The sequence below is a fragment of the Streptomyces sp. NPDC008079 genome (genome assembly GCF_042957385.1).
Taxonomy (GTDB): domain Bacteria; phylum Actinomycetota; class Actinomycetes; order Streptomycetales; family Streptomycetaceae; genus Actinacidiphila.
Genome location: NZ_JBIBIC010000001.1, coordinates 362,585 through 374,522, shown reverse-complemented (window position 1 = coordinate 374,522; position 11,938 = coordinate 362,585). Strand labels below are relative to the sequence as shown.

Genomic DNA, 11,938 nt, shown 5'->3' with positions numbered 1-11,938 from the left:
GCCATCACCCCATGGCCGTCTCCGTCTCCGTCGTCCTGCTGCTCCTCGTCCTCGCCGCCATGATGATGCGCAACAAGTCCCTCAAGCCCAGCCACGCCGTCATCTGCGTCCTCCTCGGCTTCTGCCTCTCCTCCACCAGCCTCGCCCCCACCATCCAGTCCACGATGAACTCCACCGCCTCCCTGGTCAGCACGATCCGTCCCTGACGAACGCCGCTGACGCCCGCAGGACCATGAGCGGCCCCTCCACGGCCGCCACCATGGCGAAGGGGAACCGGTCGAGTTCGAGGCAGAGCGCGATGTCGTCGGGGTGCACTCCTTCGCGCACCCCCTCCGCCAGCTCGGCGGCGGCGCGCGACGTGGCGGCGCGGCGCAGGAACTCGGCGGCGTCCGTTCCGGCCCCGGCGGCCCGCCCGGCGATGTACTGAGCGCACGCCAGGTCCTCGTCGGCCTGACCGTCCTCGCCGGTGACCACGAAGGTGACGCCGTCGCCCGCGTGCGCCCGCAGGTGGTCGGCCGTCGCCTCCGCCACCACGAACGCGGCGCACAGCACCAGCGGCGCGTCCTTCACCGCGAGCGCGCCGACCGTCCCCGCCGTGGTCTTCTGTACGACGGTCCGTCCCTCCAGGTCGAGCGACCGCATCAGGCCCGGTGAGTTGACGGTGTCGAACCCCGGCGCGGGCGCACCGTCCTTGACCGTCACCCAGTCCGGATGCCGGGCCTTGAGCGCCAGCGCCTCGTCCAACGACCCGGCCAGCACCACCTTCTCCGCCCCGCGCCCGAGCGCCCAAGCCGCCACGGTGAACGCCCGCATGACGTCCACGACCACCGCCACGGCCGGTGCCCGGCCCCGCTCGCCGAGTTCAGCGATCCCGAGAAATGAAGTCTCCATACCGCCCATGCTCCCCCTCACTCTCGCCGTCGCCCCAGGGGCGTCAGATCCAACTCGGCCCAGACCGTTTTGCCCACGTCCAGGGGGACGACGGCCCAGCGGGCGGCGACGGCCGCGACGATCAGTAAGCCCCGGCCGGACTCGTCGTCGTCGCTCACGGCCTCGGGCACCTGGGGTCGCCGCTCCCCGCGCGCGTCGGTGACGCCCACCCGCAGTACGTCGTCGGCCAGCCGCACCTCGACCCGGAACAGCCGCCCGGCCACCCGCCCGTACCGGACCGCGTTGGTCGCCAGCTCGCTCACCAACAGCCCGGCGTCCCCGGCCACTTCGGGGTGCCCCCACTTCTCCACCAGCTCGGCGGTCCGCAGCCGCGCCCTGCTCACACTCCGCGCCGTCGGTGCGTACAGGCATGTGTCATACGTCGTCTCCGCGTCGCCCATCCCGGCGACCTCCCAGCCTCGCGCGTCAGCCCGCGCACGGTCCCTGGCGGTGGCGTCGCCCCCACGCCCTCCGCCCCACCCGGGCATGACGCAGCGGTGCACTTCCGCCATGCGGCGCCGCTGTGCGAGCGGGTCGTCACCGACGGTAGAGGGTTCCCTTTCTTGGGTGCAACCTTCTTGGGGAAACATGTCTCCGTAACTGGCTTGCCGCTGCGGAAGATCGGTTGCAGACTGAGTCCGCTTCCAGGGAGGTGGCGACCCGTGGCAACCAGCCGGGCAGATGTGGGCAATCGCGTATCGACCGTGCTCGCCCGCAAGTTGGGCGGCGAACTGCTCCGCCTGCGCGAGGACGCCGGACTGACCCAGCCGCGCGCGGCGGAAGTGCTCAGCGCGTCGGTGGCCAAGGTGACGAAGATGGAACGGGGCTGGGTCCCGTTCCGCGACCCCGACGTCATCGCCCTGTGCAAGCTCTACGGCGTTCAGGACGAGTCCGCCGTGGAGGGACTGCTGCAAATCGCCCGGCTGGACCGGGAACGGCGCAAGGCAAAGGGCTGGTGGAAGCCTGACGCGGGCAATCTCAGCGAGTACATCGCGATGGAGGATGTCGCCGTACGTATCCGGACGTGGCAACTGTCGGTGGTCCCAGGCCTGTTCCAGACCGCCGACTACGTACGCGCGCTCGCTGTCAGCGGCGGCGTATGGGAGAACCCGGACGACATCGAGCGGTTGGTCGCCGTCAGGATGAAGCGCCAGGCCCGTCTGCAAGGGGAGAACCCGCTACGCGTGCACGCCGTCATCTGGGAGGCGGCTCTGCGACAACTCGTGGGCGGTGCCGAGGTTATGCGCGAGCAGTTGTCGCACCTCCATGACCTGGCCAAGCTCCCGAACGTGCACATCCAGGTGCTCCCGTTCCGAGCGGGCGCGCATCCCAGCATCGGCGGTCCGTTCAATATCCTTTCGTTCCTCGACAGCGCGGCGATGGAGGTGGTGCACATGGATACGCTTGCTTCCACGCAGTGGGTGGAGGACGCGGCCCATAGCACCGTCTACCAGTCGTTCTTCGAGAGCACGGCCCGGCTAAGTCTGTCGCCGTACGCGTCCTCGAAGCTGATCGATGACATGGGCAAGGGGTTGCACGACTGATGCAGTTCGAATTCGTGAAGTCGAGCTACAGCACTTCGGGTGGTGAGTGCGTTGAGGTCGCCGTCAACGTGCCCGGCACCGTACGCGTGCGCGACTCGAAGAACCCCGAGGGCCCGGCCCTCGCCTTCACCCCCATCGAGTGGACGCACTTCCAACGGGCGCTCGCCGCAGGCGACTTCGTCAACTGACCGGCAGTCGCCGGTTACGGCGCCCGCACCACGGAACCACCTCGGCGTGCCCGCCCCACGGTGTCAGCGGTCGGCGTACAAACCGGCACCCGTACGGCACCGGCCCCGTCAAGGCCGCCCGTCACCGCGACCCACCCCGGGCCCGGGCCCGCCCGACAGCCCCGACCGGCCCCCCTCCCCACCGCAGCCAGCGGCAGTGCGCCCGCAGGGCGCGAGACGAACCCGCCACGGCCCCACCGGGCCGTTCGCCCCAGCCCCCATCACCGAGAGCGGCGTTGAGATGAGTCAGTACTACGAGGTCGGCGACCGCGTCCTGTGGAACCCCTCGACGGGCGTCAGCCGCCTCTTCCACGGGCAGGTGCCGGTGTTCGAGGAGCGGGTCGGGGTGGCGTCGGGCATCGGACCGATGGTGAACGACGACTGCCGGGTCGACCCGGCCGCGCTGGCCGTCTTCGCGCAGGCGCTGCTGGACTGGGACCTACGGGTCGGCCATTCGATCAACCGGGCGCTGTCCGAAGGCTTCGTCGGCACTGTCCTGGCCCTCGCCTCCCGCGCGGGCGTCACGCTCACCTGGCCGTCCCTGCCGGACCTCGGACGCGGTGCCCGGCTGCGGCGACTGGCGCGCGAACTGGAACAGGTCATGCCGGGCGACCGCCCCTGAGGGCGTACGCGCGCGTCGTAGCCAGGCAACCTGACGGGCGGGGAACGTACCGCTGGTCAGGCCGGGACGGCCGGGGAGGCGGGCTGGATCGCGCGGCGCCTGACGAGCAGCACGATGATCAGGGCGACCTGGAGCAGGATGATCAGGAGGGTGCCCAGTGACACCTGGGGCTTGTCGCCCACGAGGTTGGAGATCAGGCTGGTGTCCCACAGGCCGTGGACGAGCATCGGCAGCACGAGGACGCCGCCGGCGCGCAGGCACAGGTAGAAGAAGTAGCCCGAGGTGGAGACGACGGCGGCCTGCCCGAGCGCTTGTGGTCCCTGGCTGATGGCGTTGCTGATGTGGACGAGGCCGAAGACGACGGAGGAGCAGAGCGCGACCTTGCCCTCGGTGAATCCCGCCCGGCGGAAGACATGGACGCCGATGCCCCGGAACATGAGTTCCTCGCCGACGCCGACGAACAGCCCGAGCAGCAGCAGGCAGGCCACGAGAGACAGGCTCTGGTCCGCCAGGTGCGGGTAGTTCAGCCCGATCACCGCGGCGGCGATCATCGAGATCGGTACCCAGCGCACCCAGCGCCGCACCGGCGCGCGGTAGCGCAGGACCTCGCCCCACCAGCCCAGCCAGGAGACGACCGCGGCGCCGAACGCGATCGACGCCCCGATCGGGATCAGCGCGTTGCGCACCAGGGACGCGGTCGTGGGGAACTGGCTGTCGGAGTCACCGGTGTCCACGCCGATCAGCAGGCCCAGGCCCTGGATGATGCCCACGTACACGACCACCACGACGAGGAACCAGGGCCACGACAGCCTGCGTCCCGCCCCGGCCTCCGGTATCGCTTCCGCCGTGTCGCGCATCGTGCAGCCCTTTCAGTGACGGCGAGGTTCGCCGCCCGACGGGCACCGTCACACATCGCCGCGGTTCCCCAGCAGACTCTCATACCGGAATGAACACCCCTCGTGCCCCTTCCCCGAACCGGCGGCACCACCCCGAGGACCGGCCGCCCGTCCGCGGTGGCCGTCCCGGCGGGCCGCGAAAGCCGACGGGCGATCGGGGATTCGGCTACTCCGCGCTCCTGACACTTCACCGCGCCGCTGACACTTCACCGTGCCGGTGATGCCGAACGGGCATATGACGTCGAGGATATGGCAAAACGAATATGCCGGGAATCGTCTCGGGGCGGGAGGCGCATCATGCATGTGACCGCGCATGGGGGTAAATCGGCTATTCGGGAGGGGCGATGGGGCCCGGACCGGTGGGAACCGGACAGGCTCGGGTGCCGTGAAGTGGTGCGCAAGGAAGGTGAGTTGGGCGGGGCGGCCGGTCGGCAGGGCGGGGGACGGGCTGGTCAGGGCGGGAAACGACGGGACGGCGGCGGGTTGCGGCGAGAGAAAGTTGATCTTGGCCGGAAGGGGCGAAAACTTGCCTCGGTGAGGCGGCCTCGGGGTGCCTCGAATTGCGCATGAGTGATATCGAGCCCCACGCGTCCCCGCTGTGTACCAATTTTGAAGATCAATATCGCCGAATGGCCGTATAGGTGATACAAGGTCGTACACCTGTGCGCGCGTGCCTCTCCGGCCTGCGCTGTCGTCACTTCACTCAGCAGGCAGGAAAATCCTGAGAGGGCCGCTCAAATGCAACACCACGAACCGCTCTGGTCCAACTCCCTTTATCCGACGTTCGCTTACGTGATCGCCTTTGTCGGCTCCGTGCTCGGCCTGGCCTGCTCGTCCCGGCTGCACCTCGTGGGATTCGGGCGGGGAAAGAGCTGGCTCGGATCGGGAGCCGTCGCGCTGGGCACCGGAATCTGGGGCATGCACTTCGTCGCGATGCTCGGCTACGACGTCCAGGGCGTGACGCTGCGCTACAACGTGACGCTGACCGTGCTGAGTTGGGTGCTCGCGGTGGGCGTCGTCGGCGTCGGGATCTACGTGGCGGGCCGGGACTCGTCCTGGCCGTCGCTGCTGGCGGGCGGCCTGCTCGCCGGGGTCGGCGTGGCGGGTATGCACTACCTCGGCATGGCGGCGATCATCATGCCGGGCACGATGAGCTACGACGGCTCCACCGTCGCCCTGTCGATCGTCATCGCCATCGTGGCCGCCACGGCGGCGCTGTGGGCGACGCTCCGCGCGCGCGGCCCGCTCTTCATCACCGGGGCCGCGCTCGTCATGGCCTTCGCGATCAGCGGCATGCACTACACGGGCATGGCGGCGGTCAGTTCCACGATCACCGACCACACCGACCCGACCACGGGCGTCTCGGCCTCCGCCTTCGTCCTGCCCCTGATCGCGGGCCTGAGCCTGATCGTCTTCGTGGTCGCCTTCGCGGTCCTGATGAACCCGACCGAGGAGCTGGCCGCCGACAATCCGGCCCCCGTCCGCCAGGCCCCGCCCCAGCCCGCGACGACCCACGGCGACTGGCCGTCCTGAGCCCGGACGCCCGGACGCCCGGACGCCCAGACGTCCGGACGCGTACGAACCGCCCTCCCCGGTCGTCCCGGCAGCCCCACCAGCGGGCCGACGCGGCCCGCTCGGTAGCGTGGACCGGGTTCCGGCGGCCCGAGGCCGTTACGGGGAAGTGTTGTTCACGGGGAAGCAGGGACTCATGGTTAACCGAAAGCACCGCGTCGCGCTGGCGGCGGGCCTCGCGGCGACGTGTCTCGTCCTGACCGCCGGGTGCGGCGGCTCGTCGTCGGACGAGACGTCGGACACGTCCACGGAGAAGAGCGGGGACGCGGGCAAGGGCAAGGGCAAGGGCGGGAAGAACGCGGCGCCGCTGCTGACCGTGCCCGAGGCGAACAAGATCGTGGACACGTATCAGGCGCTCAACAACGAGGCGAACGCGAAGCTCAGCCCGGCGCTGATCGCCAAGGCCGAGGCGGGGGCCATGCTCGCCTTCGACAAGGGCTACTTCACGCAGGCGTCCGGCCTCGACCAGAAGAACGTCAAGGCCAATCTGGCGGCCTTCGTGTACGTCAACCGCGCGTTCTACATCCCTCCGGCCGCCGCCGGGACGGACTGGTTCATGGTGAGGGCGCAGGGCGCGGAACTGAAGGACGGCAAGCCGGGCGCGCCGTGGACGACCGGCACCCGCTTCATCGTCTTCAAGCACACGGCCGAGGGCTGGCGCGCGGTCAACTCCCAGGACTTCTCGGGCGACGAGCAGAAGAAGATCCCGGAGATCGCGCTGGACGCGGACGGGCTGGCGCGGGTCGCCGAGCCGACGGCGAAGATCGGCGGCACCGCGCCCGCGGACCTGGCCGACCTGGTGGCGGACCTCTACGTGACCGGCGGCGCCGACACCCCGCTGGCGCGGACCACGGCGCGCGAGAACGCGATCTCCGCGTACAACAACCGTCTCAACGGCCTCGACGGCCACGCGTACAACGACTACAAGAAGGCCGCCCCGCGCGTCGGCACCACGTACGCGCTGCGCACGAAGGACGGCGGAGCCCTCGTGCTCAACGACAGCGCCGTCGACGAGACGTCACTGGCCAAGGACCTGACCTCGTACATCACCCTCGGCAAGCGGCTCAAGCCGTTCGTCAAGAAGGGCGCGAGCGACCACATGTACCAGGTCGTGAACCACGAGATGCAGATGGAAGTGGGCGTGATCGCCCCGAGCGGCACCCCCGCCGTCTACGGCCTCGAACAGCAGACGACGAGCGTGGACGCGACCCCGATGAGCACCGTCTGACGGACGGTGCGTCCGCGCCGGCAGTACGGCGGGCGGCGGCCGTTGAGCCGCCCGCCGCCCGCCGCCTCGCGCCCGTCCGTCCGGGACGACATCACCCGAAGACGGCTACCAGCCGTCCGATCACCTCGCCGCGCTCCAGCCGCCCGACACCCTCGCCGATCTCCTCGAATCCGATCTCGGTGACCCGCGACGACAGCTTCCCCTCGGCGACGAGGTCGAGCACCGCCGCGCAGTCCTCCTTCGATCCGGCCTGGGAGCCGACGAGTTCGACCTCGTTCAGGGTGAGCGCCTGAAGGTCGATCTCGCCGCGCGCGCGGCCGAGGCCGACCTGGACGATACGGCCGCCCCGGCGTACGGAGTGGATCGCGCCGTCGGTGGTCGTCCCGAACCCGGCGAAGTCGACGACCACGTCGAGGTTCTCGCCCGCGAAGTCGGTGATGTCGCCCGCGACCTTCTCCGCGCCGAGCGAGCGGGCGAAGTCGTGCACGCGCTCGTTCTTCTCGGCGACGAACACCGTCGCGCCGAGCGCGAGCGCGGTCTGGGCGCCGAGCGAGCCGAGCCCGCCGAGGCCGATGATCCCGACGCGGGAGCCGGCGGTGACCCTCCCCTGCACGGAGACCGCGTGGTACGAGGTGAGCCCGGCGTCGGTGGCGGCTGCCGCCTGGTCGAACGGCACCCCGTCCGGCAGCGCGACGACGAGCCGTTCGAGGACGACGACCTCGTCCGCGAATCCGCCGTTCTTCGATGTGCCGGGACCCTCGATGGCGGCCGGGATGACGACCTTCTGGCCCACGGCGAACCGCGTCACGTCCGAGCCCACGGCGGAGACGACCCCCGCGATCTCGTGACCCAGTGTGATCGGCCGGAACGGGAGCAGCGGCGTCAGCGTGCCGTCGAGAAACCCGACGTCGCTGTGGCACAGCCCGGCCGCGCGGACGTGCACGACGAGTTCGTCCGCGCCCGGTGCCGGGGCCGGGACCTCACTGAGGGTGAGGGGCTGGCCGATGTCGGTGAACTGCCATGCGCGCATTTTCCGCTCCTTGGACGGTGGGCTCCCGGCGGGGCCGCGCTGATGTCGGCGGTCACCCGGAAGAATATTGGTACCTCATCCCAAAAATACTCCTCCACTACGCTCGGGCGATGACCACCTCCCGAAGGAGCCGCGGGCGACCGCCCGCCTCGACCCGCGAAGCCCTGGAGGAAGTCGCCTTCGACCTGCTGCTTCGCGACGGCTACGAGGCGACGACGCTCCAGGCGATCATGGCCGCGGGCGGTGTCGGGCGCTCGACGCTGTTCCGCTACTTCGGGTCGAAGGCGGGGATCGTGTGGGGCGAGTTCGACCGCGCGGTCGAGCGGCTGCGGGCCGCCCTTCGTGACGCCGACGACGTTCCCGTCATGACGGCCGTACGGTCGGCGGTCGTCCGGTCCACGCGGCTTTCGCAGGCGGCGGCGCCGGACTCGTGGCTCGACCGCTTCCGCGTGCTCGACCGGGACCCCGCGCTCGTCGCGGAGGCCGCCGCGCACTGGCGCGTATGGGGCGAGACGGTGAGCGGGTACGCGGCCGGGCGCACCGGCCTCGACGCGGGCGACCCCGTCCCGGCGGCGATCGGCGGCGCCGTACAGGCGGCCTACGTCGCGGTGCTCAGGCGGTGGGCCGGGGCGGCGGAGGCGCGCGGGGACGACGCCGGGGCCGAAACGGTCGACATCGACGAGCTCGACCGGGACCTGCGCCCGGTCACCGACGCCTTCCAGGCCGTCCTGGACGGCGTGACGCGAGGCTGAGCGGAGGCTCCGCCGCCGCTTGGCGACCTCCTTCGGTCCCCTTGTCCCGCGGCGGCGGCCGTGTTGCGACGGTGGGCGCGAGCCAGCCGAAGCGCGAGGGATATCAGGACCGCTTGACTACCACTGATCTACTACTTTCTCCCGGACTGGTAGATCGGTGCTGTGACCTGCTCTTTTACCGCCGGGTGCACGGAGGCGCGGAGGCGAATGGCCGCCGCGGGAGTCAGGGGTGGGCGAGGAGGAGGGCGGCGGGGGTGGGGGAGTCGGGGGCGATGAGGGTTTCGGTCGCGACCGTGAAACCGGCCTCCTGGAGCCAGGCGGTCATCCGGGCGGGCGGGCGTTTGTGGACGTGGACCTTCATGGGGTGGCCGCCGTAGCCCTCCGTCTTGAGGCGGGAGACGGAGCCGGTGTGGAAGCCGGTCAGCAGCGGGGCGCCGGGGCGCAGGACGCGGTGGAAGCCGGAGAGGACGGCCGGGACCTCGTCGTCGGGGACGTGGATCAGCGACCAGAAGGCGACCAGGCCGGCGAGTGACGCGTCGGCGAGGTCGAGGGCGGTCATCGAGCCGACCTCGAACCGGAGTCCGGGGTGGTCGGAGCGGGCCACGTCGATCATGCCGGGGGAGAGGTCGATGCCGAAGGCGTCGACGCCCAGGCCGCGCAGGTGGGCGGTGACATGGCCGGGGCCGCAGCCCACGTCCGCCACGGGACCGCCCCCGGCGCCGGTGACCTCGGCGGCGAACAGAGCGAGCGCCGTACGCAGGGCCGGCGCGCCGTCCAGCGCCTCCCGTACGAAGTCCGCGTAGCTCACCGCGACCGTGTCGTACGAGGTTCGGGTGTCCGCCAGCCAGTCGTCCGCAGCCATGCTCCGAGACGGTAGCCCCGCGGCCCGCCGCCGCCGAAGCGCACCTGCGCAAGGGGCTCCTGGCATGTCCATATCCCGGACGGCCGTACCGTCCCCTCAGCTGTTGTATCTATGATGCGTGCATCATGGATGCCAGCACTCTCACCGTCGCCGCGCCCGGCCCCGCCGTCAAGGCGCCGCCCGCCGCCGAGCGGGTCTATCTGCACGTCAAGTCCGGTGTCCTGGACCGGAGTTACGAGGGCGGCACGCTGCTCACCGAGGGGGATCTCGCCGACGCGGTGGGGGTCTCGCGCACGCCGGTGCGCGAGGCGCTGCTGCGGCTGGAGGCGGAGGGGCTGATCAAGCTCTACCCGAAGAAGGGCGCGCTGGTGCTGCCGGTGTCGGCGCAGGAGATCGCCGACGTGGTGGAGACCCGGCTGCTGGTGGAACAGCACGCCGTGGCCAAGGTGGTCGGGGCGGTGCCGCCGCGGCTCATCGCGCGGCTGGAGGAGTCCCTGGCCGAGCAGCGCGGGCACGCGGAGACCGGCGACCTGGCGGCCTTCGCCGTCGCGGACCGCTGCTTCCACGCGGAGATCGTCCGCGCGGCGGGCAACCGTATCCTCGCGCACCTCTACGACCAGCTCAGGGACCGTCAGTTGCGGATGGGGGTGGCCACCATGCACGCCGAGCCGAGCCGGGTGGCGAAGAACATCGCGGAGCACACCGAGATCCTGGACGCGCTCAGGGACGGCGCGGCCGACACGGCCGCCGACGTCGTGGACCGGCACGTCTCGTGGGTGAAGGTGCTCGCCAGGGGCGAGTCGTGAGCCGGAGCCCGGCCGCGGAGAAGGTCCTGCCGGGCGACCCGCCCGGCGGACGCCGTGCCGCCCTCGTCTGGGGCGTCGGCACCTCCGTCTACCTCGTCGCCGTCGTCCACCGCACCAGCCTCGGCGTCGCGGGCATCGACGCCGCCGACCGCTTCCACATCGGCGCCTCCGCGCTCTCCAGCTTCTCGATCCTCCAGGTGCTGGTCTACGCGGGCATGCAGATTCCGGTCGGGCTGATGGTGGACCGGCTCGGCACGAAGAAGGTCCTGCTGCTCGGCGCCGTGCTGTTCACCCTCGGCCAGGGGGCGTTCGCGCTGTCCCACTCGTACGGCATGGCCCTCGGCGCCCGCGCCGTGCTGGGCTGCGGCGACGCCATGACCTTCGTGAGCGTGCTGCGGCTCGGCTCGCGCTGGTTCCCCGCCAGACGCGGCCCGATGATCGCCCAGGGCGCCGCCCTGTTCGGCGTCGCGGGCAACCTCGTCTCGACCGTCGTCCTCTCCCGCGTCCTGCACTCGGCGGGCTGGACCCCGACCTTCCTCGGCACCGCCCTGGTCGGCGCGCTCGTCCTCGTCCTGGTCGCCCTCTTCCTCAAGGACCACCCCGAGGGATACGAACCCGCGCCCGCCGAGCACGCGGGCCTGACGTACGTACGCCGCCAGATCGCCGCCTCCTGGGCCGAACCCGGTACGCGCCTGGGCATGTGGACGCACTTCACCACCCAGTTCTCCGGCATGGTGTTCCTGCTGCTGTGGGGGCTGCCGTACCTCGTCGAGGACCAGGGGCTCTCGCGCGGCGCGGCGGGCGGGCTGCTCACGCTCGTCGTCGTCGCCAACATGTTCTTCGGCATGGTCTTCGGGCAGCTCATCTCCCGCCACCACGGCGCCCGCATGCCGCTCACCCTCGGCGTGATCGCGGCCACCGCCGCCGCCTGGGCCACGACGCTCGCCTGGGGCGGCGGCCACGGCCAGGACCCGATGTGGCTGCTGGTCGCCCTGTGCGTCGTCCTCGGCGCCTGCGGGCCCGCCTCGATGATCGGCTTCGACTTCGCCCGCCCCGCCAACCCGCCCGAGCGGTTCGGCACCGCCTCCGGGATCGTCAACATCGGCGGCTTCACCGCCTCCGTCCTCACCCTGCTCGCCGTCGGCCTGCTCCTGGACGCGACCGGCGACGACTACCGGATCGCCTGGAGCAGCGTCTTCGTGCTCCAGGCGGTCGGCACCGCCCAGATCCTCCGGCTCCGCCGCCGTGCGGAACGGCTGGAGCGGGAGCGGATCGCGGTCAGCCGCGTCGAGAGCGTGCACCGCCTGCCGGCGGCGGTCACCTCCGACTGACGCCCGGCGCGGCCGTACGACGCTGTACGGCGGCGGGGTTCATGGCGGGCGCGCCGTGATCCGGGAACGGCATGATCCGGGCGCGCGGTGATTCAGGAACGCCGTGATCCGGGAACGGCGTGATCCGGGAACGGCGCC

At 71.2% G+C, this 11,938-nt stretch carries 14 protein-coding genes; 9 read left to right on the top strand and 5 right to left on the bottom strand.

The genetic code is table 11. The features are described from left to right. Positions 1–11: 11 nt before the first annotated feature. A complete protein-coding gene (locus ACFZAM_RS01535; protein ID WP_355336737.1) occupies positions 12–206 on the top strand; it encodes a hypothetical protein in 195 nt (64 codons plus the stop codon). Here the strand turns inward: ACFZAM_RS01535 and ACFZAM_RS01530 are convergent. Both ACFZAM_RS01530 and ACFZAM_RS01525 read right to left on the bottom strand, forming a co-directional pair. Further along, entirely contained in the window at positions 187–891 is a 705-nt protein-coding gene (locus ACFZAM_RS01530; protein WP_391041906.1) for a 2-phosphosulfolactate phosphatase, read from the bottom strand. The two genes, ACFZAM_RS01535 and ACFZAM_RS01530, sit on opposite strands and share 20 nt — an antisense overlap. 17 nt (positions 892–908) lie before the next feature. Next, positions 909–1,331: an ATP-binding protein gene (locus tag ACFZAM_RS01525; RefSeq protein ID WP_355336739.1), complete on the bottom strand. Its 423-nt coding sequence runs from the start codon at positions 1,329–1,331 to the stop codon at positions 909–911. A 261-nt stretch (positions 1,332–1,592) separates the two neighbouring features. Between ACFZAM_RS01525 and ACFZAM_RS01520 the strand changes: the two genes are divergently transcribed. The 3 genes from ACFZAM_RS01520 to ACFZAM_RS01510 all read left to right on the top strand — a co-directional run bounded on the left by ACFZAM_RS01520 (position 1,593) and on the right by ACFZAM_RS01510 (position 3,323). Further along, positions 1,593–2,474, top strand: a complete 882-nt coding sequence (locus ACFZAM_RS01520) for a helix-turn-helix transcriptional regulator (RefSeq protein ID WP_355336740.1) — start codon at positions 1,593–1,595, stop codon at positions 2,472–2,474. Next, on the top strand, positions 2,474–2,662 hold the full coding sequence (locus ACFZAM_RS01515; protein ID WP_391041903.1) for a DUF397 domain-containing protein: 189 nt from the start codon (positions 2,474–2,476) through the stop codon (positions 2,660–2,662). The genes ACFZAM_RS01520 and ACFZAM_RS01515 overlap by 1 nt, the downstream gene beginning before the upstream one ends. A 280-nt stretch (positions 2,663–2,942) precedes the next feature. Next, on the top strand, positions 2,943–3,323 hold the full coding sequence (locus tag ACFZAM_RS01510) for a DUF6086 family protein (protein WP_391041901.1): 381 nt from the start codon (positions 2,943–2,945) through the stop codon (positions 3,321–3,323). 56 nt (positions 3,324–3,379) lie between these two features. On the opposite strand, the gene ACFZAM_RS01505 is transcribed toward ACFZAM_RS01510, so the two are convergent. Next, positions 3,380–4,180 carry a CPBP family intramembrane glutamic endopeptidase gene (locus ACFZAM_RS01505; RefSeq protein ID WP_355336741.1) on the bottom strand — a complete coding sequence of 267 codons (801 nt, stop codon included), beginning with the start codon at positions 4,178–4,180 and terminating at the stop codon, positions 3,380–3,382. Between the two features lie 777 nt (positions 4,181–4,957). Between ACFZAM_RS01505 and ACFZAM_RS01500 the strand changes: the two genes are divergently transcribed. Next, positions 4,958–5,752 (top strand): MHYT domain-containing protein, encoded by a 795-nt coding sequence (locus ACFZAM_RS01500; RefSeq protein WP_391041900.1) that lies wholly within the window; start codon positions 4,958–4,960, stop codon positions 5,750–5,752. Between the two features lie 175 nt (positions 5,753–5,927). Further along, positions 5,928–7,019: a hypothetical protein gene (locus ACFZAM_RS01495; protein WP_391041899.1), complete on the top strand. Its 1,092-nt coding sequence runs from the start codon at positions 5,928–5,930 to the stop codon at positions 7,017–7,019. Between the two features lie 91 nt (positions 7,020–7,110). On the opposite strand, the gene ACFZAM_RS01490 is transcribed toward ACFZAM_RS01495, so the two are convergent. Next, a complete protein-coding gene (locus ACFZAM_RS01490) occupies positions 7,111–8,049 on the bottom strand; it encodes a zinc-binding dehydrogenase (RefSeq protein ID WP_391041897.1) in 939 nt (312 codons plus the stop codon). A gap of 110 nt (positions 8,050–8,159) precedes the next feature. Here ACFZAM_RS01490 and ACFZAM_RS01485 point away from each other — a divergent pair, with 110 nt between their 5' ends. Next, positions 8,160–8,801, top strand: a complete 642-nt coding sequence (locus ACFZAM_RS01485) for a TetR family transcriptional regulator (protein WP_391041896.1) — start codon at positions 8,160–8,162, stop codon at positions 8,799–8,801. 223 nt (positions 8,802–9,024) lie between these two features. On the opposite strand, the gene ACFZAM_RS01480 is transcribed toward ACFZAM_RS01485, so the two are convergent. Next, entirely contained in the window at positions 9,025–9,663 is a 639-nt protein-coding gene (locus ACFZAM_RS01480; protein WP_391041894.1) for a methyltransferase domain-containing protein, read from the bottom strand. 125 nt (positions 9,664–9,788) lie between these two features. Here ACFZAM_RS01480 and ACFZAM_RS01475 point away from each other — a divergent pair, with 125 nt between their 5' ends. Together ACFZAM_RS01475 and ACFZAM_RS01470 are read left to right on the top strand one after the other, a co-directional pair. Further along, entirely contained in the window at positions 9,789–10,469 is a 681-nt protein-coding gene (locus ACFZAM_RS01475) for a GntR family transcriptional regulator (protein ID WP_355339557.1), read from the top strand. Further along, positions 10,466–11,800: an MFS transporter gene (locus ACFZAM_RS01470; protein ID WP_355339560.1), complete on the top strand. Its 1,335-nt coding sequence runs from the start codon at positions 10,466–10,468 to the stop codon at positions 11,798–11,800. The genes ACFZAM_RS01475 and ACFZAM_RS01470 overlap by 4 nt, the downstream gene beginning before the upstream one ends. Positions 11,801–11,938: the final 138 nt, after the last annotated feature.